At 66.8% G+C, this 20,086-nt stretch carries 17 protein-coding genes and 1 pseudogene; 8 read left to right on the forward strand and 10 right to left on the reverse strand.

All coding sequences use genetic code 11. The annotated features are described in order from the left end of the window. Positions 1-115: 115 nt before the first annotated feature. A complete protein-coding gene (locus HT578_RS08035) occupies positions 116-976 on the forward strand; it encodes an isocitrate lyase/PEP mutase family protein (protein ID WP_213503582.1) in 861 nt (286 codons plus the stop codon). 70 nt (positions 977-1,046) lie between these two features. On the opposite strand, the gene HT578_RS08040 is transcribed toward HT578_RS08035, so the two are convergent. Then, entirely contained in the window at positions 1,047-1,778 is a 732-nt protein-coding gene (locus HT578_RS08040; protein WP_213503583.1) for a cupin domain-containing protein, read from the reverse strand. 174 nt (positions 1,779-1,952) lie between these two features. Between HT578_RS08040 and HT578_RS08045 the strand changes: the two genes are divergently transcribed. Then, positions 1,953-2,696, forward strand: a complete 744-nt coding sequence (locus HT578_RS08045; protein WP_213503584.1) for a cupin domain-containing protein — start codon at positions 1,953-1,955, stop codon at positions 2,694-2,696. After that, positions 2,693-4,000 (forward strand): SDR family NAD(P)-dependent oxidoreductase, encoded by a 1,308-nt coding sequence (locus tag HT578_RS08050; RefSeq protein ID WP_213503585.1) that lies wholly within the window; start codon positions 2,693-2,695, stop codon positions 3,998-4,000. Before HT578_RS08045 ends, HT578_RS08050 begins: the two co-directional genes overlap by 4 nt. Positions 4,001-4,115: 115 nt before the next feature. Here the strand turns inward: HT578_RS08050 and HT578_RS08055 are convergent, their stop codons facing one another. The 4 genes from HT578_RS08055 to HT578_RS08070 form a co-directional block, all read right to left on the reverse strand. Continuing rightward, on the reverse strand, positions 4,116-6,443 hold the full coding sequence (locus HT578_RS08055; protein WP_213503586.1) for a TonB-dependent receptor: 2,328 nt from the start codon (positions 6,441-6,443) through the stop codon (positions 4,116-4,118). 270 nt (positions 6,444-6,713) lie between these two features. Then, positions 6,714-7,280 (reverse strand): cysteine hydrolase family protein, encoded by a 567-nt coding sequence (locus HT578_RS08060; RefSeq protein ID WP_213503587.1) that lies wholly within the window; start codon positions 7,278-7,280, stop codon positions 6,714-6,716. A 10-nt stretch (positions 7,281-7,290) separates the two neighbouring features. Further along, positions 7,291-9,456, reverse strand: coding sequence for a TonB-dependent receptor (locus HT578_RS08065; RefSeq protein WP_213503588.1), 2,166 nt, complete (start codon positions 9,454-9,456; stop codon positions 7,291-7,293). Between the two features lie 20 nt (positions 9,457-9,476). Then, positions 9,477-11,237 (reverse strand): thiamine pyrophosphate-binding protein, encoded by a 1,761-nt coding sequence (locus HT578_RS08070; RefSeq protein WP_213503589.1) that lies wholly within the window; start codon positions 11,235-11,237, stop codon positions 9,477-9,479. A gap of 199 nt (positions 11,238-11,436) precedes the next feature. On the opposite strand from HT578_RS08070, the gene HT578_RS08075 reads away from it, so the two are divergent. Together HT578_RS08075 and fumC are read left to right on the forward strand one after the other, a co-directional pair. Further along, positions 11,437-12,747: an MFS transporter gene (locus HT578_RS08075; protein WP_213503590.1), complete on the forward strand. Its 1,311-nt coding sequence runs from the start codon at positions 11,437-11,439 to the stop codon at positions 12,745-12,747. Positions 12,748-13,031: 284 nt separating this feature from the next. Beyond that, positions 13,032-14,414 (forward strand): class II fumarate hydratase, encoded by a 1,383-nt coding sequence (gene fumC / locus HT578_RS08080; RefSeq protein WP_213503591.1) that lies wholly within the window; start codon positions 13,032-13,034, stop codon positions 14,412-14,414. Between the two features lie 85 nt (positions 14,415-14,499). On the opposite strand, the gene HT578_RS22465 is transcribed toward fumC, so the two are convergent. Continuing rightward, positions 14,500-14,676, reverse strand: coding sequence for a hypothetical protein (locus HT578_RS22465; RefSeq protein WP_213504558.1), 177 nt, complete (start codon positions 14,674-14,676; stop codon positions 14,500-14,502). On the opposite strand from HT578_RS22465, the pseudogene HT578_RS22470 reads away from it, so the two are divergent. The 3 genes and pseudogenes from HT578_RS22470 to HT578_RS08095 all read left to right on the forward strand — a co-directional run. After that, positions 14,597-15,169: pseudogene (locus HT578_RS22470) on the forward strand (SLC13 family permease); the annotation flags it as partial. The gene HT578_RS22465 and the pseudogene HT578_RS22470 sit on opposite strands and share 80 nt — an antisense overlap. Positions 15,170-15,272: 103 nt before the next feature. Then, entirely contained in the window at positions 15,273-15,926 is a 654-nt protein-coding gene (locus HT578_RS22475) for an SLC13 family permease (RefSeq protein WP_338422176.1), read from the forward strand. 69 nt (positions 15,927-15,995) lie between these two features. Beyond that, positions 15,996-16,700 carry an HAD family hydrolase gene (locus HT578_RS08095; RefSeq protein WP_239026556.1) on the forward strand — a complete coding sequence of 235 codons (705 nt, stop codon included), beginning with the start codon at positions 15,996-15,998 and terminating at the stop codon, positions 16,698-16,700. 36 nt (positions 16,701-16,736) lie between these two features. On the opposite strand, the gene HT578_RS08100 is transcribed toward HT578_RS08095, so the two are convergent. The 4 genes from HT578_RS08100 to tolB all read right to left on the reverse strand — a co-directional run bounded on the left by HT578_RS08100 (position 16,737) and on the right by tolB (position 20,084). Continuing rightward, complete coding sequence (locus HT578_RS08100) at positions 16,737-17,216, reverse strand: hypothetical protein (RefSeq protein WP_213503592.1); 480 nt, start codon at positions 17,214-17,216, stop codon at positions 16,737-16,739. Positions 17,217-17,336: 120 nt separating this feature from the next. After that, positions 17,337-17,870 (reverse strand): J domain-containing protein, encoded by a 534-nt coding sequence (locus HT578_RS08105; RefSeq protein ID WP_039391000.1) that lies wholly within the window; start codon positions 17,868-17,870, stop codon positions 17,337-17,339. Positions 17,871-18,021: 151 nt separating this feature from the next. Continuing rightward, the gene (gene pal, locus HT578_RS08110; RefSeq protein WP_205466728.1) at positions 18,022-18,564 is read right to left on the reverse strand and encodes a peptidoglycan-associated lipoprotein Pal; all 543 of its coding nucleotides are present in this window, start codon (positions 18,562-18,564) and stop codon (positions 18,022-18,024) included. A 125-nt stretch (positions 18,565-18,689) separates the two neighbouring features. Further along, complete coding sequence (tolB, locus tag HT578_RS08115) at positions 18,690-20,084, reverse strand: Tol-Pal system beta propeller repeat protein TolB (protein WP_213503593.1); 1,395 nt, start codon at positions 20,082-20,084, stop codon at positions 18,690-18,692. Between the last annotated feature and the right edge of the window lie 2 nt (positions 20,085-20,086).

The raw sequence follows: 20,086 nt of genomic DNA on the forward strand, positions 1-20,086 counted from the left end.
GTTGTGGCGCATCCTGCGAAACCGCAGCCGAAGTGCAAAGCCACGCCCCTGTTTCCTGCCCTCGCGCCGTGCCCTTGCGTCGTGTCCGGGCAGAGCGAAGATAAAGGAAGACACGATGCAGGACACCCGCCTCTACGACATGGTCAAGTCCGGCCAGTTCGTCACGGCCCCCGGCATTCAGGACATGATCACCGCGGTCATCGCGCGCAAGGTCGGCTTCGATGCCGTCTACGGCAGCGGCTACTGGCTGACCGCCAGCGGCCTGGGCCTGCCCGATGCGGGCATTGCCTCGGTCACGCAGATGGTCGACCGCATGGAAAAGCTGGTCGAGAGCGCCAAGACCCCGGTCATTGCGGACGCCGACACCGGCTTTGGCGGCCTGCTCAACGTGCACCACACCGTCCTTGCCTATGAGAAGGCGGGCGTGGCCGCGATGCAGATCGAGGACCAGGAATTCCCCAAGAAGTGCGGCCATACGCCCTTCAAGCGCGTGATCCCGGTCGCGGACATGGTCGAGAAGATCAAGGTCGCCTGCGACGCGCGCAAGGACGAAAAGTTCCTCATCATCGCCCGCACCGACGTGATGCAGAGCGGTGGCTACAACGCCGTGGAAGACCGCATGGGCGCCTTTGCCGAAGCGGGCGCCGACATCCTCTTCCCCGAGGCGCTGACCAACACCGACGACATGCGCCGTATCTGCCAGACCATCGACACGCCGATGCTCGCCAACATGGCCGATGGCGGCCTGACCCCGATCCGTCCGGTCAGCGAACTGGAGGAGCTTGGCTTCAAGCTGGCTATCTTCCCGGCCATGACCTCGCTGGTCGCCGCGCGCGCGGTCGAGGTTTCGCTGCAGCGCCTCAAGGAAACCGGCACCAGCCTCGAGGGCCCCGAACTCTTCGACTTCAAGGAGTTCTGCGAACTGATCGGCTTCGACAAGGTCTGGGAGTTCGAACGCAAGTGGGCAAAGGACTGAGCCTGACCCCATAGTTGCGGACGAAGTCCGAACACGAAACGCCCCGGCCATCCCGCCGGGGCGTTTTCGTTTAAGCCAGGTGCAGGTCCCAGGGCCCGTCGTGCCATTCCAGGAGCATGCAGCCCCCCTCGGTCCGCTCATTGAATCCGTGGATCGAGCGGGCCGGGTTCCACAGGAACGAGCCTGCCCGCATGGGCCGGGTGTCGTCGGGCTGGATATCGCCCTCGATGCAGAAGATTTCCTCCTCAACCGGGTGCCAGTTGCCCCCACCCACGCCGCCAAAACGCGGCGGCACCTTGAGCAGGCGCGTATCCGCCCCGCTGCGCGGATCAAGCCAGAGGACGCGGCGCTCGAAGCCGTCGAGCCGGCGCCCCTCGATCACCGGCACGAACGGATCGATCGCGCGGCAATCGGCGTGCAGCACCGGCTCGGGCGAGGTACCTTCGACGGGCGCATCGACGATGAAGATCCACTCGCTGTCGGCCAGCACCTCCACCTCCAGCGGCCGGTCGCCGGGCAGCACCGCGAAGCCGTAGGGCCCAAGCACCGTTGCGCCGATCCGCACCTGGCCTGCGAGCACGAAGAGCTGGGTCAGGGCCCCGTCCGCCCGTGCACTCATCGTCTGCCAGCCTTGCGCGGGTGTGGCCAGCGCGCTGCGCAAGGATCCGTCGGTGAGGCGGCGCAGGACCAGGCCCGGCAATTCCGGGCCGTCCCAGGGCGACAGGGCTTCAGGCACGAGGTCCGCGCGGTGGACGCACTGCGAGATATCGTAGGCGAGTTCGGGGGGGGCTTCAGCGCTCACGGTTCGATCCTTGCACAACCGGGTGGGACACGCGAGACTGCGCGCGGCACGGCGCAGGACCAAACCCCTGCCGTGCGGACATCCGCCATGCGGAGGCTCGCCCGCACCCTGCTGGAGGGCGCGCCGCCGATCTGAAACCCTCCCGGTCTGAACACGCTTTTCGGAAGGACCGTCATGAGGCCACGCGTAGTCGATCTTAGGGTGGACGAACTGGACTGGGAGCCACTCGGCCCGCCCGGACTCTATTCCCGCCTGCTCAGCCGCGATGAAGAAACGGGCGCGCGCACCGCGCTCCAGCGCATGGTGCCCGCCGACGGCTACACCGCGCCCGACACCGCCCACTACCACCACACCTACGAGGAGCTGCTGGGCGTCTCGGGCCGCTTCAGCTTCGATGGCCGCAACTGGGTCGAGGCGGGCGCCTACCTGTTCCACCCGCCGCGCACCGTACATGGCTTTGCCAGCACCGTGCCCGAGGAATCGACCTTCCTCTCGCGCGTCGGGCGCCAGCTCGACTTCAACTTCGTCCCCGAACCCGCGCAGGACGACCTCTACCTTGCCGAAGGTTCCCTGCCTCCGCGCGCGCCCGTCGCGCTGGAGAAGGACGCCGCGCTGGACGGGTTTGCGCCCAGCCGCTTTCTCGGCGCGGATGTCGAGGCGCGCGTTCTCAGCGTCGATCCCGAGACCGGCGAAGGCAGCGCCTTCGTGCGCCTTCCAGCAGGCTGGCAATCGATGACCGCTGCCCTGCCCCACTACCTGGAGATCTTCGCGATCTCAGGCGCCATCGGCGTTGACGGCGGAGCGGCTGCGCCCGGCCGCGCCTATTTCTTCTACCCGGCCCAAGATCGCATCAACACGCTGGAGGCCGCAGAACCGACGCTGGCCTACGTCAATTTCGGCGGACCGGTGGGCCTGTGAAGAAGGCCCTCATCCTCAACGCCGCGAGCCCGGAAGGTGTCCACGCGGCAACCGCGCTTGCCGACCATGACCTCACCATCCTCGACACGGGCCTGCCGGACCAGGCCTCCTGGGAGGACTTTGCCACCAAGGCCGAGGCGCAAGGACTGCGCTTCGACACCATCGTCCATTGCCCGCGTGGCGGGACAGGCCCGGACGGTGTCGAGGAGGAAATCCTCTCGGCCTGGCTCACCGCGAAGTTTGCCAACCGGCTCTGCACGCCAGGCGAACCTGCGCTCATCACCCTCCTTCGCCGTGCAGACGGCCCCGCCGCCATCGATGCCGATGCCGCCGCAAACGGCATCCGCTACGCCACCTGGTCGGCGATGCTCGATGCCTCCCGGCGCGATGTCCACCTGCGCTCGAACCGGTTGATCCTTGCGCCCGGCACGGCCCCTGCGCAGATCGTCGCGGCCCTCCAGATGCTCACCGATATGCGCGAGAGCTTCGTCGCGGGCGCCGACATCGCGTTGGAGCCCGCGCCCGATGCGCAAGGCACGACCTCGCTCGCCGGAAAGGCTTTTCTCGTTACCGGGGCGACCTCGGGGATCGGCCGGGCGAGCGCCATCGAGATCGGCCGCCAGGGCGGTTTCGTCTTCGTGGGCGGGCGCAAGCCCAACCTTGCCGAGGAAACGCTGGCCCTCGTGCGCGAAGCCGGAGGCGACGGGGCCTTCATCCGCCTCGACGTGACCGACGCCTCGGCCTGGGAGGCCGCCGCTGCGACCATTCGCGAGACCCAGGGCGCACTCCACGGCCTCGTCAACAATGCAGGCGAGGCCAAGAACCTGCCCATCGAAGACCTTGACGAGGACGTGCCGCGCTTCCTGGTTCATCTCAACTACGGCGGGTGCCGCAGGGGCATGGATGCCCTTCTCCCGCTTCTTGAGGAGGGGCGCGGTTCGGTCGTCAACGTCGCGAGCGTCGCAGGGATGCGGGCCGGCTTTGGGGGATCGGCCTATGGCGCCTCGAAGGCCGCGATGATCGGCCTTAGCCAAAGCTATGATCGGGAACTGGCCGCGCAGCGCAAGGTGCGCGTCAACGCCATCCAGCCGGGCCTGATCTGGAGCGAGAGCGTGACCGATTCCCTGGGCGAGGACGGCGCACGCCAGTTCCGCGCGATGATCGAGGGCAAGACCCCGATCGGACGCGTGGGCACACCCGACGAGGTGGGGCGCTTCGTCGCCTTCCTCGTCTCCGATGCCGCCGCCGGGATCCACGGCCAGGCGCTGCCGGTATCGGGCGGGCTCGAACTCGTTCACCCCTGAGCGAGCGAACACGGCCCACACGTTAAGAGGGGCGCAGCGTCATCGGACGCTGCGCCCCTTCGCACATCCCGATCCGGCCCGGGGAGGGACATGGTCCCGGGCCGAAAAGAGAAACTCAGAAGTTCTTGATGAAGCGGATGCCCCCGGTACGGCGCGCGGGCGCGGTGATGTATTCGCCGTTCGAGGTGGACGGGTTGAACGAGCCCCAGAAGCGGCTGAAGTCGGGCGTCAGATCGTTGAAGATGTTGTTCACGTAGACAAGCGCGGTCCAGCTGCCGCCCTTGAGGCCGATCTGCGCATCGGCGGTGAACTTCTGGTCCAGCTTCACGCGGTTGTCGAAGCGCGCAAAGCGCGAACTGCGGTAGTTCCCCGTACCCTCGATGAAACCGTCGAGTTCGCCCGTAAGCGGCGCCTCGATATGGACCATGCCCGTTGCCGAATGGCGCGGCACGAGGGGGACGCGGTTGCCCCCGAACTGGCGGTCCACCCCGGCGGGCGAGGGGAAGACGTCGCGCGCGGCGAAGTCCTTGAACGTGGAATCGGTGTAGGCGTAGCTGCCACTCAGTGTCAGCCAGTGGAACGGGGTCGCGTTCACGCCCAGTTCGGCGCCCTTCACCTCGGCCTTGTCCGCATTGATGATGTAGTTGAGCGTCACCGCCGAGGAATTGGGGCATTCCGGCTCGGGCCCCTGCGCGCTGAGCGAGCCATAGCACACGGTCGTCACCTGCAGGTCCGACCAGTCCGAATAGTAGACGTCGGCCTCGAAGTTGAGATCGCCATTGAGGAGGCTGCCCTTCACGCCCAGCTCGTACGTCCAGATCGATTCCTGCCCGAAGGGGCGCAGGTCATCGCGCACCTGTCCGGTGTTGAAGCCGCCCGGCTTGGAACCCTTGGCCGCGCTCGCGTAGATGTTGAGGTCGGGCGAGACCTTCCAGGCTGCGCTCACACGCGGCAGCCAGGCATCGAAGCTGGTCTTGCCGCGAAAGTCGATCTCGTTCGCGCCGGTCAGGAACAAGAGGTTGACCCCGGTCGTCGCCGCGGCCGAGATGACCTCGTGGTTGTAGCGCAGTTCGCCCGTCACCGTCAGCGCGCGGGACAGGTCGAACTCGACCGAGCCGAAACCGGAATAGGTGTTGGTGTTCAGCCGGTTGACGCGGCCATCGATGTTCTCGCGCGTGCTGGTGATGAACGGCCGGGCGCCCACGAAGCGCGAAAAGTCGACCTCCTCGTAGTTCTCGTCGAAGACATAGCCGCCCACCATCGCGCGGATCGGCCCGCCATCGTAGCTCAGGCGCAGGTCCGAGCTGATCTGCTGCAGGTCGTTGTCGAAGTCGAAGATGCCCACGCAGACCATCGAGAGGCAATTGACCATGCCGCCGCCCAGGTCGACGCCCTGCGGCACATTCTGCGGCTCCTTGTCGAAGTCGAACTCCAGCCGTCCCTTGGTGCGGTTGTAGCCCGAAAGCGAGTTGAGCACGAAGCCGTTGCCGAAGTCATACTCCAGGTCGAGGACACCGCGGTAGGTTTCGGAGTTGTTGCCGGCGTAGCGGTGGTCCGAGGACATGTTGACCTCGTCGGGGTCGAAGGTCTCCTCGGTGATCGTGTTCACGCCATAAAGCGAGGTATCCGGGCGCTGGATCACGTAGCCCGCGCCGGGTCCGGCGTTGCTGTTGAGATAGCTGCCCCGGATCTTGCCGGTGAAGGCGCCGCTCTCGATCAGCACGGTACCGCCCACGCCATAGTTGCGGCTGGCATCGAGCCCCTGCCCGTTGCCCGGATTCTTGTAGAAACCGGAAAAGTTGCTGTACGTCGCCGAAAGCTTGGCCGCGACGACATCGCCGATGACGGGGCCGGTGACGTGCGCGGTGGCTTCCTGCTGGCCATAGGCGCCGAGGCCGAAGTTGAAGGTGCCCCCCGGCGTGAACTCGGGGTCCTTGCTCACGAAGCTGATGGCACCGGCAAAGGCGCTGCGCCCGAAGTAGACCGTCTGCGGGCCCTTCACCACCTCGATGCGCGCGATGTCCATGAGCGCGGTCGCGTTCTGGTTGCCGCCGCCGCCCACGGTCGTGTTGAGCGAGACACCCGTGGTGTCGATGCCGTCGACGATCATGGCGACGTTGGAGCGGCCTTCAATCAGGGCAATGCCGCGAAGGCTGGGGCGAATGTCGGCGGGCGAGGCACCGGTGTCGAACTGGAGCCCGGGAGTCATAGCCGCAACGCTGTTCATGTCGCGCACGCCCTTGCGCGCGATGGTGTCCTGCGAGACGACGTTGATCGCGACCGGAATGTCCTGGAGCGATTCCTCGCGGCGGCGCGCAGTCACCACGATGTCACCGCCCGCCGAGGCTCCTGCCGGGCGCTCCTGCGCCTGCACGGACGGCGCGAACAGCGCGGCCGCGGCCATTGAGCCAAGCGAACAGGTCTGGAGAAGCTTGCCGATCATCGTGTGAACCCCCTGGGTAGATTTTCTTGTTACTCCCGAGGCTAGGTTCCCGATCACCAGTCGGACAATTTCAGCGGGTAAAAGCATCCGCATCGCGGAGGGAAATTCGGGTCCAGGTCGCAGATCACGATGGAAAGCGGAGGATGATCTGTCCGCATCGCGGATAGCGAGGACCGCCTGCTCTGTGCTCCAGCGCAAGAAAAGGGCGCGGCTCCTTGCGGAACCACGCCCTCTCCTGGATGCCAGACCGGCCCTTGCGGGCCGACGACCTCAGTCCGCGAAGCTGACCTTGGCGGCCTCGGTGATCTCGCAAAGACCGCCGAAGGCCTGGAGTTCGGCTTCGTGCGCCTCGAGCGACCCCGCCGAGCAGGCGTCCGCAATGACCTTGACCGAAAGGCCGCGATCATGGGCTTCGCGCACGGTCGAGCTGACCGCCAGCGTGGTCGACAGGCCGGTCACGTAGAGCTCGGTCACGCCGTGCTTTTCGAGTTCCTCATCAAGGATCGTCTTCCAGAACGGGCTGATCTGGTGCTTGAGGATGATGGCTTCGCCCTCGGCCGGGGTCAGCGCGGGCACGAAATCGACACCCGGCGTCCCCAGCTGCAGCGCGCCCGAACCCTTGAAATTGGCGAAGAGCGGCGAACGCTCGGGCGCCTCGGGCAGGTCGGGGGCGCTGAACGCGACCCTGACGTGCCCGACCGCGACACCGGCCTTGCGCGCCTTCTCCAGAACGCTGGCCGCATTGGCCACCACGTTGCGACGGGCCAGCTCGCCGGCCATCGGGTCATGGCTGGTCAGGTCGTTGATGAAGTCGATCAGAATCAGATATTTGCTCACGTGGACGTCCTTAATAGCTGAACCTCACCGAAACCTTCCAGGTCCGCGGATCGCCGGGGCTGCGAATGCCGTAGGCCCCCAGCACGTTGCCGTAGACGTAGTAGTCTTCCTTGAGGAGGTTGGCGACCGAGAAGCGCAACTCGATATCGCTGTCAACCGGCGGCGCCCAGCCGACGTAGGCGTTCACGAGTTCATAGTCGGGCATGTAGGTGATCGGCGCGTTGGTGCCGCCAAGGTACTTGCCGCCCATGTACGAATAGTCGGCCCCGACCAGAAGGTCGCCCAGCTTCTCGTCGGGCACCCGGCCCGAGAAGCCCGCACTGCCCTGCCAGTGCGGCACGTTGGGCAGCCGCGTCGCGCCCGAGGACGCAGCCGAACTCGCCGGGTCGATGTCGCGGTACGTGTCGTCGTTGTAGGAGCCCGACGCAAACAGGTTCCAACCCGGCAACGGCGAATAGGCGAACTCGCCCTCGATACCCTGCACCCGCGCCGTACCCGCGTTCTGCGTCAGCGAGGAGCCCGCCACGATCACGTTGGTCTGGATATCGCTGAAGTCGTTGCGGTAGGCAGCAAGGTTGAGATGCGCCTTGCCGTCCAGGAAGGTCGTCTTGAGTCCCACTTCATAGGCCCACACGGTCTGCGGGTCGAAGCCGTTCTCGTAGTTGGTCGGATTGGCGAGCGCCAGGTAGTTGAACCCACCCGCCTGAAAGCCGCGCGAAACGCTGGCATAGGCAAGGATATCCGGGGTCGCCTGCCATTCGAGGCCGAACTTGGGGGTCCAGGATTTGGCCTTCCGGGTCGCGTCGATGGCGCCGTAGGTCCGGTCCTCGGGCACGGTCGTCAGGTTGTTCTGCTGGTAACCCTCGACCGACTTGGTCTCGTGCGTGTAGCGCAGGCCCGCCGTTGCCGAGAGCGTGGGCGTCAGGTCATAGGTCAGCTGGCCATAGGCGGCGTAACTGGTGGTCTTCATGTCGACCAGCTGGGGCATCAACTGATAGAGGTTCAGGAGATAGTCGCTCCGCCCCTGATGGCCCTTCTCGCGGAAGTAGTAGAGCCCGGCGATGTAGTGCAGCCGGTCCCCGACCGCATCGCCCAGGATCTGCAGTTCCTGCGAGATCTGAGTGCGCCCGGCTTCCGATTCCAGCCGGTCGAAGCCCAGCGCATAGGGGCCATCGACAGTGTTGGTGGGCTGCCCGGCGGTGGTGTCGGCCAGAAACTCCTGCTCGTTGCGCACGACGCCGGTGATCGACTTGATCGTCGCCCCGCCCACCTCGTAGCTCAGCGTGAGATCACCGCCATAGGTCTCGACATCGCCGTAGCCATCGAGCGGGCCGACATAGGTGTAGGGATCGGAGGCTGCGGACTCGAGCGTCACCGGGTCGGTGGCCAGACCCACCGATCCATCGTTCTTCGCGCGCGAATAGAAGGCCGAGGCGTTGAGCCCGAAGGGCCCGCCCCCGGTATAGGCCAGCGCCACGCGCCCGCCGTACTCGGTCGCCTTGCCATAGTCATCGCGATCCAGCGCCGGAGCGCTGAAATAGCCGTCGCGGTCGTAGAAGTTGCCGCTGGCAAGCACCGCCCAGTCGTCGGACAGCGCGGTCGAGACCGTGCCCTTGAGGCGCACCATGTCGTAGGCACCCGCCTCGGCCTGCAGCGAGCCGAAAGTCGAGCCGTCCGGCTTCCTGGTCACGTACTTGATCGCGCCCGTCAGCGTGTTGCGGCCATAGAGCGTGCCCTGGGGCCCGCGCAGAACCTCGATCCGTTCAAGGTCGGCCAGGTCCAGGTTCGCGCCCGTCAGGCTCGCGAAGTACAGATCGTCGATATAGAGGCCGACCGCGGATTCGTAGCCCACCCAGGTGCCCGCGTTCTGCCCGGCGCCGCGCATGAAGATGGTAAGCGTGGTGGGATCGACGGTGCCCTGCGCCACGCTGAGGCTGGGCGTCACGCGCTGCAGGTCGGCCGTGCGCTGGATCTGGAGATCCTGCAGCGCCTGTTCGCCAAGCGCCGTCACCGAGATCGGCGTTTCCTGGAGCGAGCTTTCGCGACGCTGGGCCGTGACGACGATGTCATTGCCATACGCGCTGGTTTCAGCGGGCGCGGCCGGTTCCTGCGCCAGCGCGGGCGATGCGGTCAGCATCGCGGTTCCGGCCAGCAGCCATCTGGAAGCCTTGGTCATGTCTTTCTTCCCCGAAGTCATTATCTTGATAGTGGTGCTGAAAGTGGGGCCCTCAGTGCCCCGGCCACTCGATGACCAGGAATGTCCTCGAACAGGACCATTCCCAGCAGCGGCTCGGTCTTGCGGATGCGCCCGCCTTCCGGATCGACGCGCACGTCGATGAGGCTTGGGCCCCTGCGCACCAGCGCCTCGGCGAGCGCGGCATCGAGCTCACCTCGCGTCTCCACGCTTTCGCCATGTCCGCCAAAGGCGCGCGCAATGGCGGCGTAGTCGGACTGGCCCAGGTCGGTGTTGATCGCGCGCCCGTAGGCCAGCTTCTGGCCGTGGTACTCGGTGCCCCATTTGCCATCGTTCGAGACGAGGACGAGGAGCGGCAGACCCGAGCGCGCCGCAGTGTCCAGTTCGGCCAGGAAGAAGCCCAGCGAACCATCGCCTGTCACAAGCGCAACGGGCACCGGATCGCGCGCTTCGCGCCGCGCGGCTTCGGCCTCGGCCGCCGCCATGCCAATGGCCAGCGGAAAGGCCGCCCCCATCGCGCCAAAGGGCAGCAGGTCGGCATAGGAGCGGGGGGTGTGGACCCGCATGCAGGCGTGGGTGAAGTTCATCGAATCCGCGCCATCGCAGACCAGCACCCGCTCGCGCGGCAGGATGCGGTCGAGCGCGGCGCCGATGGAGGCGGGATGCAGGCCCTCGCCATAATCGGCGAGCAACGCCTCCACGCGCGCCGCCCGGGGCTCCAGGGCCTGTGCGATCCAGCTCGGATCGCGGTGGAAATCCTGCGCCTGCAAGGTTTCGCCAAGCGCTGTCAGCGTGCGCGCCGGATCGGCCAGTACGGCGAGTTCGACAGGGACATTGCGCCCGATAGCCTCGGCGCTGGTGTCGAGATGGATAAAGCGGGCCTCCGGCGCGAAGCGCGGCGCCAGGCCATAGCCGAACCACATGTTCAACCGCGCGCCGACCACCAGCACCAGGTCCGCCTCGCACGCGGCGCGCTGGGCGTAAGGCCAGGGATAGCCGGTCGGCGCAACCTCGGGGACGAGCCCGCGCCCAAGGCCATTGCCCAGGACCGGCACACCCATGCCCGCCAGCGCCTGCAAGGCCTCCCCGCACGGCGAGAGGGCCGCCCGGTTGTCGGTCACGATGATCGGACGGCGGGCTTCGGCCAGCATCCGGGCCATCGCCGCGACCTGCGCGTCGTGCGCCCCGGGCAGCGTGGGCACCGTGACCGGCGCGCGCGGCGTGCTCGTGGTCTCGCGCGTCAGGAAATCAAGCGGCAGCACAAGCAGGGCCGGGCCGGGCACGCCTTCATTGGCCGCCTTCATCGCCGCGTGGAAATACTCGCCCAGCCGGTCGGGTGAGGGTACCGTGCGGCTGAACTTGAGATAGGGGGCGGTCATCTCGTGACGGTCGACGGCATAAGGCACGGAGGGTTCGACCCAGCTGTCGGGAAAGCGCGTCGCGATCACTACCAGTGGACTTTCGGCCTGCGCGGCGGTCATCAGCGCGGTCATCGCGTTGGCCAGCCCCTGCTCGGCCACGATCAGCGCAAAGCCGGTGCGGCCCGAGCGGCGGACATAGCCATCGGCCCCGCCCACGGTCCCGCTTTCGTGGCGGCCGCCAACGATGGAAACGCCCCGCTCTTCCAGCGCGAACAGAAGCGGAGCGTGAGTCGCCCCGGCGAGGGCAAACACCGTCTCGGTGCCGGATTCGCAGATACCCTGGGCCAGGTATTGGGCACAGGTCCGGGCCGGTTCTGGCGTGGAGGAGAGGTCCTTGGTCATGCCCCCAAGAGACCGCAATGCCGGGAAATGATCGAACCTCGGACAGACCTTTGTTCGGATCGCGGATGTTTTGCCCGGTCAGGCTCGTCCCACAAGGTAGCTCAGGTAGCCTCCCTGCCTGCCGAACGGTGGCCCCGCCACCTCTGCCCCCCGGGGAGACACCCCGCTCACACACGGCCGACAAGGGTGAAGTTGAACAATGAATAGTGCGGAACACCAAAGCTCCGACGCACAGCCAGGCAGCCTCGCCGAATTCCGCGCAGGGTGGCGGCCTCTGGTCGCCTGCGCCTTTGGCTTGGGCCTGGGTCTCTCCCCCATCGCGCCCTACACCTCGGGCATCATGGCGACCGCGCTCGAAGGTGAATTCGGGTGGTCGCGCGCCGATATCCTGGGCACGCTGATGCTCGCGCCCATCGCGCTGGTCTTCCTGGGCGCCTATGTCGGGCGTCTTGTGGACCGGCTGGGGCCGCGCAAGGTCGCGCTTGTCTCGACGGCAGGCCTGGGCCTTGCCCAGCTGCTCATCGCGCTCATCGGCGGCCAGCTCCTGACGTTCTATGCCGCCTGGGCGGTGCTTGCCGTCATTTCGCTGGGCACCCTGCCGATGACCTACGCCAAGGTCATCAACGCCTGGTTCACGCAGTCGCGCGGCCTGGCGCTGGGTCTCGCGCTCGCCTCGACCGGTGCCACCGGCGCGGCGATCCCGTTCCTGCTCAACGCCGCCCTGGAGGCGTTCGGCTGGCGCGGGGGTTACCTGCTCCTCGCCGCCCTGCCGCTGGTGTTCGCGCTGCCAGTCCTCTTTGCCTGGCTGCGCCTGCCCGAAGCGCGGGCCCGCACCGCCAGCGAAGCCCTTCCTCAGACCGGCATTGCCGTTCGCCAGGCCCTGCGCGGCTATCGCTTCTGGGTTCTGGCTGTCGGTTCGATGGCCCTTGCCTTCGGTGTCAGCGGCCTTCTGCCCAACCTCTTCCCGCTGTTGCTCGACCGCGGCGTGGACAATTCCACCGCCGCCTCCGCGCTCGCCGCACTGGCAATCAGCGTGACGGCGGGCCGTATTCTCTCAGGCTTCCTGCTCGACCGGATCTGGGCGCCGCTGGTCTGCGCCCTGCTCGTCATCCCGGCGACCTTCGCGCTCGTTCTGCTCGCCAATCCGGGGCTCACCGTGCCGGTCATGGTCGCCTCGGTCGTCACGCTGGGCCTGGTGGCCGGTGCCGAGTTCGATCTGGTTGCCTACATGACCGCCCGTTATTTCGGCCAGAAGCACTTCAGCGAGCTCTACGGCATCCAGTACGCCGCCTTCGGGCTTGGCGCAGGATTCGCGCCAGCCTTCTACGGCGCCATGTACGACCGGTTCGGAAGCTACCAGCCCGAGATCATCCTCTCGATCGCACTGCTCCTGTTCTCGGTCGCGATTACTTTCGCGCTCGGCCGTTACCCGACCTCGTTCACCCCGGCCCCCGAGGCTGCGCAGCCCCGGGCCTCGGCCCACCCGGCAGGGGAACCCCGGACAGCCTGAGCCGCCTCTCCCCGACTTGGATGCACCCCGAGTGCCTTTCCGATTAGGGGTTAACGCGGATTTTTATTCGCTGTGCGGATTTTTTGGAGCGCTATACTGGTTAGCGATCACACCCGCCGGTAGGCCGTCATCAGTTTCTGAAATTCCCTCAGACTCTGACGACCTTTTCAGCCCCTGCAGCGCCTTTGCGCCGCGGGGGCTTTTTTTGGGCCCCCGTGCAATCGCGCGAAGGCTCCCTACCTTGAGGGGACCCCACCCGCGCCACCACCAAGGAGCCCATCCCCATGAAAACCCGCATGGAAAGCGACAGTCTCGGCGAAATCGCCGTGCCGCAGGACGCCTACTGGGGCGCCCAGACCCAGCGCAGCATCGCCAACTTCCCCTTCGGCGAGACCGAGCGCATGCCCATCGCGATCGTCCACGCCATGGCGCTGGTCAAGCAGGCCGCCGCCCGGGTCAACCGCCGCCATGGCCTCGACGACGCCCTCGCCGAGGCCATCGAACAGGCCGCCTCCGAGGTTGTCGCAGGGCAGCTCGACGACCAGTTCCCCCTCGTCATCTGGCAGACGGGCAGTGGCACCCAGACCAACATGAACGTCAACGAGGTGATCGCGGGCCGCGCCAACGAGATCCTGACCGGCACGCGTGGCGGCAAGAGCCCCGTCCACCCCAACGACCACGTCAACAAGGGCCAGTCCTCGAACGACAGCTTCCCCACCGCCATGCATGTCGCCGCAGCTCGCGCCGCGCAGGACACGCTGATCCCCGCGCTCGAGACACTGGAGGGCGCCCTCCTCGCCAAGGCGGAGCGCTGGTCGGACATCGTCAAGATCGGCCGCACCCACCTCCAGGACGCGACGCCCGTTACGCTGGGGCAGGAATTTTCCGGCTACTACACCCAGCTGCGGCTTGCCCGCACAAGGACCCTGCCGATGATCGAGCATGGCCTGTGCCGCCTTGCCATCGGTGGCACCGCGGTCGGCACGGGCCTCAACGCGCCCGAAGGCTTCGGCAAGGACGTCGCGGCCGAACTTGCCGAGCTGACCGGCCTGCCCTTCCACGCCGCGCCCAACCCGTTCGAGGCGCTGGCGAGCCACGACACCCTCGTCGAGTTTTCGGGACGACTCAACACGCTGGCGGTCGCGCTCACCAAGATCGCCAACGACATCCGCTGGCTGGGCTCGGGCCCGCGTTCGGGGCTGGGCGAGATCGAGCTGCCCGCTAACGAACCGGGCAGCTCGATCATGCCCGGCAAGGTCAATCCCACCCAGTGCGAGATGCTGACGATGGTCGCCGCGCAGGTCATCGGCAACCACCAGGCGATCACCGTGGGCGGTCTGCAGGGCGCATTCGAGCTCAATGTCTTCAAGCCCATGATCGGGGCGGCGGTGATGCGCTCGCTTCACCTGCTGAGCGTGGGCATGGAGAGCTTCACCACCCGCTGCGTGGAGGGGATCGAGCCCAACCGCGCACGCATCGCCGAACTGGTGTCCAACTCGCTCATGCTGGTGACCGCGCTGGCCCCCGAGATCGGCTACGACAAGGCCGCAAAGATCGCCAAGCACGCGCACGAAAAGGGCCTCACCCTGCGCGCCGCCGCGCTCGAACTCGGCCTTGTCGATGCGGAAACCTTCGACCGCGTGGTGCGCCCCGAAACGATGGTCTGATCCGGCCGCATTCCCTCTCGCCTTGAGGCGCCCTTCGGGGCTAGGCTGCGTCCTGTGACAGGCCCACGAAGGGCCGCACGCGGGGTTAGAGGGGAGCGGCAAGGGTGAACAGCCGGACAATCGGACGCATCGCAGGACCGCTGCTGTTTGGCGCGGTCCTCATCGCGCCGCCGCCCGGCGGCATGGCGCAGGCCCCCTGGATCGTGGCGGGGCTCGTCGCCTGGATGGCGACCTGGTGGATGACCCAGGCCATTCCCCTCACCGCCACCGCGCTCCTGCCCTTCCTGGTGCTGCCCTTTGCCGGGATAATGAGCGCGGGGGAGACAGCCTCGGCCTACTACTCGCCCACGCTGTTCCTGATCCTGGGCGGGGCCTTCCTGGCGCTTGCCATCGAGCGCACCGGACTGCACCGGCGCCTTGCGCTCGCGCTCCTGGACCGGCTCGGCAGTGGGGGCGGGGCGCAGCGCCTGCTGCTGGCCTTCATGATTGCCGCCGCGCTCCTCTCCATGGCGATTTCGAACACCTCGACCACGCTCATCATGATGCCGATGGCCGTCGCTGTGCTGGAAGCGGGCGGCATGAAGAGCGAGGATACGCGCGGCCTGTCGGGCGCGCTGCCGATGGGGATTGCCTTTGCCGCGTCCATCGGGGGCCTCGGCACGCTCGTGGGATCGCCCACCAACGCGATTGCCATTGCCCTTCTCGATTCGATGATCGGGGTAAAGATCAGCTTTGCGACCTGGAGCCTCATCGGCGTGCCCGCCGTGGTCCTGGGCATTCCGATGGCTGCGTGGATCATTGCGCGCGTGCAAGGCGCCGCCACCGGCACCTTTCGCATCGGCGCGGCGTGCGATTGGCGTGGAGCCCCGCTGGTCGAGCGCCGAGCGCCGCCTCCTCCCGCTTGTTGCCCTCGCCTTCACGCTGTGGATGACAAGCCCGCTGCTCCGTCCCTTCCTTCCCGCAGAGGCGCTGACCGATGGCACCATCGCCATCGGGAGCAGCCTGCTTCTCTTCCTCCTCCCCGACGGTACCGGCCGCGCGCTTCTGAGCTGGGAGGAAGCCAACCGCGCGCCCTGGGATGTCATCATGATGTTCGGCGGAGGGCTGGCCCTCGCGGCCGGGATGGGCGCCTCGGGGCTCGACGATTGGCTGGGCCGTTCGCTCCTCCCGCTTTCGGCGGTCCCGCTGCCCCTCGTGGCCCTCGCCATCACCGCGATGGTGATCCTCATCACCGAGTTTGCCAGCAACGTCGCAACGGCAAGCGGCATCATGCCGGTCGTCGCCAGCCTCACCGTCGCGCTGGGCGCCGATCCTCTGCTGCTGGCAATGCCTGCCGCGCTTGCGGCCAGCTGGGGCTTCATGCTGCCCTCGGGCACGGGGCCCAACGCGATTGCCTGGGCGACAGGTCGGATCGCGCTTCCCAGCATGGTGAAGGCGGGCTTCTGGCTCGATCTCGCGGGCGCGCCGATGATCGTGGCCGTGGTCTGGCTGGTCCATGCGCTGCTGCGTTGAAAGGCACAGGTGCAATACCTAAGTCTGCGGCATTCCTCCCCCTTCTCCCGACAGACAGGAACGCCCCTCGTGACATCTACCGCGCCGACCGATGCGCCCTCGCGCCTGCCCGAAGCTCCCTTCCGGCCCGAGGCGATCATCTTCGACATGGATGGCACCCTGCTCGACACCGAGAGCCTCTACCGCCAGTCCCAGCGCGAAGCCGCGCGCGCGCTCGGACATGACCTGCCCGAGGACCTCCACCGCCAGTTCGTGGGCGTCCACCGCGAAGTGAATGACCTGCACCTTCAACGCCTGTGGGGCGAGGACGCTGACGTCGCCGCCTTCAACGCCCACGCCGACAAACTGTTCAATGAGCTGTGGCGCGCCGATCTTCCGCTGCGCCCCGGTGCCCGCGAACTGCTCGAGGCGCTTACCGAGACCGGCCTCCCGCTGGGCCTGTGCACCTCGACGCGCAGTCCGCTCGCGCAGGAGAAGCTGAAGGTCGCAGGATTCCTCGACCTCTTCGCCTCGATCGTCACCCTGAACGATGTCGACCAGCCCAAGCCCCATGCCGAGCCCTACCTGCTCAGCGCCCGCAATCTGGGTGTCGATCCGCAGCGCTGCGTGGTCGTGGAAGATTCGCCCAACGGCCTGCGCGCAGGTGCCGGGGCGGGCATGACCGTCCTGCTCGTTCCCGATCTCCTCGCGCCGACGCCCGAGACGCGCGCGCTTGCCCACGCTGTGCTGCCCGATCTGCACGCGGTGAAAGAGTGGATAATCGCGGCCCTGTAAACGACAGCCGCGTCCACGGCCCGGCAAAGCCGCAAGTCACGTCCCGTCGGCCGCGTAGGGGGCCAATGTCACCTCATGCCTTTTCAGGAAATCCGTGATCGACTGATCGATCTCTCCGGATTTTTCGATGTGCCCATCTGAATCATGGTCAAAATAGGTCTGTTCATCCGGCCTGACGATCTCGATCCTCGGCTCCGAACCATCGATGGTAACCTGCTCGACCTCGCCGCGCCGCTGTGCCGCGCGTGAAATGGACGCCTGCTCTTCACAAAACAGATCTACCGACGAAGGGCTGATGGCCTTCCTCTGCGAGGAGACGACCTTCTTTGACGATTTTTCGATCTGGATAAGCGCAAGGGAGGCATCCGTGCCATCCGAGTGCACATTCAGCCTGTACGCGTACGAAGAGTGCGCGGGATGGAATTCGGATGTGTATGCGCATGAATCCACATCCTGCGCGCAGGCAGACACCATCACAAAGGATGAAAGCGCCGCCGTGACCGTGCTCGTCTTCATGTGCACCTCCCCGCAGACCTTGGCATTGCGCTTCTGGGCAGCACGGCGCCCAACAGTTTGAGCTCGACAGTTTCGGGAGCCCGAGGGCGATGGCCCTCGGAAATCGTCTTCTTTACCTCATCACCCCTGCCACTCGCGCCGCTCTTCCGCCGCGCGCAGGACCTCGTAGGCAAGCTGGTAGGTCTGGAAGGCCTTGGCCGCTTCCGCATCGCCCGGCTTCACGTCGGGGTGGACTTCCTTGGCCTTGGTGCGCCAGGCCTTGCGCACTTCCTGGAACTCGGCGTCGGGATCGAGGCCGAGGACTTCGAGCGCGCGCAGTTCGTCGCGGCTGCGCGTCCCGTCGCCCGAGCCGCCCCAGCCGTAATGCGCCGATTCCTTGTAGCCGGCGGTCTCGGTCCATTCCTCGGACTCGCGCTTTTCGGCCTCTTCCTTGTCGAGCCCGGCAAAGTAGTCCCAGCCCGAGTTGTATTCGGCCGCGTGCTTCTGGCAGAAATACCAGCGATCCGGGCTGTTGGGGCTCTTGGGCGCGGGGCAGTCGCCGCGTTCGGTGCAGCCGTGACGGTCGCAGATGCGCACTTGCGTCGCCTCGCGCGAGCTGCCGTAGCCGCCCCAGCGCGGGAACCCCCAGTTGTCGGATCGTTTTGCACGGGCCATTCCCCAGCCGTTACGCCTTCTCGCGGGCGCGATGCAAGCCTCTTGCGGCCGAGCCACCGGGCGGTGGGCACGAAAAAGGCCCACCCTGCCCCGGCGTGCGCCGAAGGTCGGGCGGGCCTCTTCACAAGACGCCTTGGCGAAGGCGGGCCGATCAGTCGATGGTGACGGTCACCGCACGGCGGTTCTGCGCCCAGGCCTGCTCGTTCGAGCCCAGCGCCACCGGGCGCTCCTTGCCGTAGCTGAGCGTGGTGAGGCGGCTCGCCGCAACGCCCAGGCTGATCAGGTAGTTCTTGGCCGAGTTCGCACGGCGCTCACCCAGCGCGAGGTTGTACTCGCGCGTGCCGCGTTCGTCCGCATGGCCTTCGATCGTCGCACGCTTCTCGGGGTAGGTCATCAGCCACTGCGCCTGCTTGGCGAGCGCCTGCTGGTCCATCGCGTCGATGTCGTACTTGTCGGTGTCGAAGTAGATGGTGTCATCGCCCATCATCTGCGCGGCAAAATCAGCCTGGCTGCCGGGACGCGGGCCCAGCGCCTCGCCCGAATCGGGCTGCGTGGTGGTGCGGGCCGGGCCGGGTTCGGGCGGCAGTTCCTTGGGCGCCTTCGAAGCGCAGGCGGACAGCGCCAGCGCACCTGCCACGAGAAGCAGGGTCGAACCGCTCTTCAGGTTTCGCGACATCGAGAGGGAAGAAGGCATTAAGGCAGTCTCCTGTGGTGCTCAGCCCATGAGCGGGCGGCGAACGAAGGTGGTGGGATCCTATCCCGGGCGCTGTCAACCGGATTGCGATTGCAAGGAGACAACGCCCTGGGAACAGAAAGGGTTCAGCGGCGGATCGGCCCCCAGGCCGGGTCGGACGCGCCCACCGGGGTGGGCAGCTTGCGTTCGTTGCGGCCGGTAAGATCGACCTGCCAGATGGTCGCCTCGCCCGAACCACGCTGGGTGCGGAAGAACTGGACGATGCGGCCGTTGGGCGACCAGGTCGGGGCCTCGTCCTGCCACGAATCGGTGAGGTAGCGCATGTTGCGGCCCGCAGGGCTCATCACCGCCACGCGCAGGTTGCCCGCGATATGGGTGAACGCGATGAGATCGCCGCGCGGGCTCCACTCGGGCGTCGCCGAGCGGCCGCCGAAGAAGCTGATGCGCTTCTGGTTGGTGCCGTCCGCGTTCATCACGTAGACCTGCTGCGAGCCCGAACGGTCGCTCTCGAAGACGATCTTGCTGCCATCGGGCGAATAGCTGCCGCCGATGTTGATGCCCGGACCATTGGTCAGACGCTCCGGCGTGCCGCCACCGGCCGAAGTGATGCGATAGATGTCGGTGCGCCCACCCTGCGACATCGAGAACAGCACCCACTTGCCGTCAGGCGACCAGCGCGGCGCCATCGTCGGGTTGGTGGTGCGGAAGATCAGCTTCTGCGAATTGGTCGTCAGATCATAGGCATAGACGCTGGGCTGGCCGTTCAGGTACGAAAGATAGAGGATCTTCGAATAGTCGGGCGAATAGCGCGGGGTCAGCGCCATGGCCTGCCCGCTGGTGAGGTAGCGATGGTTCGCCCCGTCCGAATCCATGACCGCCAGGCGCTTCATGCGGTGGTCCTTGGAGCCGGTCTCGGCGATGTAGGCGATGCGCGAATCGAAGAACGGGCTCTCGCCCGAGAGGCGCGAATAGACCATGTCCGCGCACTTGTGTCCGGCCCGGCGCCAGTCGGACGGGGCAACCTTCCAGCCGCCCTTCTCCAGCGGCTGACCAAGCGCCACGTCGTAGAGGTAGCACCCCACGGTCAGCGTGCCGTCGCCGCCGGCGTGGACGTAGCCCTGCACCAGCATGTCCGCGCCATTGCCCGACCACAGGCGGTAATTGGGCGCGCTCACCTCGCCGAACGTGGGGCGCGGCAGGCCGTCCGGCCCCGTGGGCTTGAACAGGCCATTGTTCTTGAGGTCGCCCGCCACCACCTGCGCGATTGCGTGGCCCAGTTGCCCGGTCGTACCCGCAGTGGTCTGCGTGGGCACATCGGCATCGGTCGCGAAGGTCGTGATGGCGATGCCCAGGTCCTGCCATTCGCTGTCGTCCGAGACCGTCACTTCCAGGCCGTCGCTCTCCTGCGCCTCCTGGGCGGGCGCGGTGATTTCCGGCGTGAACGTCCCCGAGGACTGGGCCAGTGCCGGCCCCGAGGCGCAGAGCAGGAGGCCAAGAGCAAGAGCGGAAAGGGTCTTCATGG

The organism is Novosphingobium decolorationis (genome assembly GCF_018417475.1).
GTDB classification, from domain to species: domain Bacteria; phylum Pseudomonadota; class Alphaproteobacteria; order Sphingomonadales; family Sphingomonadaceae; genus Novosphingobium; species Novosphingobium decolorationis.

What these genes read in the sequence shown, in the direction of transcription:
- HT578_RS08035 (WP_213503582.1), top strand. Translation starts at nt 116, where the DNA reads ATGCAGGACACCCGCCTCTACGACATGGTCAAGTCCGGCCAGTTCGTC.
- HT578_RS08045 (WP_213503584.1), top strand. Translation starts at nt 1,953, where the DNA reads ATGAGGCCACGCGTAGTCGATCTTAGGGTGGACGAACTGGACTGGGAG.
- HT578_RS08055 (WP_213503586.1), bottom strand. Translation starts at nt 6,443, where the DNA reads ATGATCGGCAAGCTTCTCCAGACCTGTTCGCTTGGCTCAATGGCCGCG.
- HT578_RS08065 (WP_213503588.1), bottom strand. Translation starts at nt 9,456, where the DNA reads ATGACCAAGGCTTCCAGATGGCTGCTGGCCGGAACCGCGATGCTGACC.
- HT578_RS08070 (WP_213503589.1), bottom strand. Translation starts at nt 11,237, where the DNA reads ATGACCAAGGACCTCTCCTCCACGCCAGAACCGGCCCGGACCTGTGCC.
- HT578_RS08075 (WP_213503590.1), top strand. Translation starts at nt 11,437, where the DNA reads ATGAATAGTGCGGAACACCAAAGCTCCGACGCACAGCCAGGCAGCCTC.
- fumC (WP_213503591.1), top strand. Translation starts at nt 13,032, where the DNA reads ATGAAAACCCGCATGGAAAGCGACAGTCTCGGCGAAATCGCCGTGCCG.
- HT578_RS08100 (WP_213503592.1), bottom strand. Translation starts at nt 17,216, where the DNA reads ATGAAGACGAGCACGGTCACGGCGGCGCTTTCATCCTTTGTGATGGTG.
- HT578_RS08105 (WP_039391000.1), bottom strand. Translation starts at nt 17,870, where the DNA reads ATGGCCCGTGCAAAACGATCCGACAACTGGGGGTTCCCGCGCTGGGGC.
- pal (WP_205466728.1), bottom strand. Translation starts at nt 18,564, where the DNA reads ATGCCTTCTTCCCTCTCGATGTCGCGAAACCTGAAGAGCGGTTCGACC.
- tolB (WP_213503593.1), bottom strand. Translation starts at nt 20,084, where the DNA reads ATGAAGACCCTTTCCGCTCTTGCTCTTGGCCTCCTGCTCTGCGCCTCG.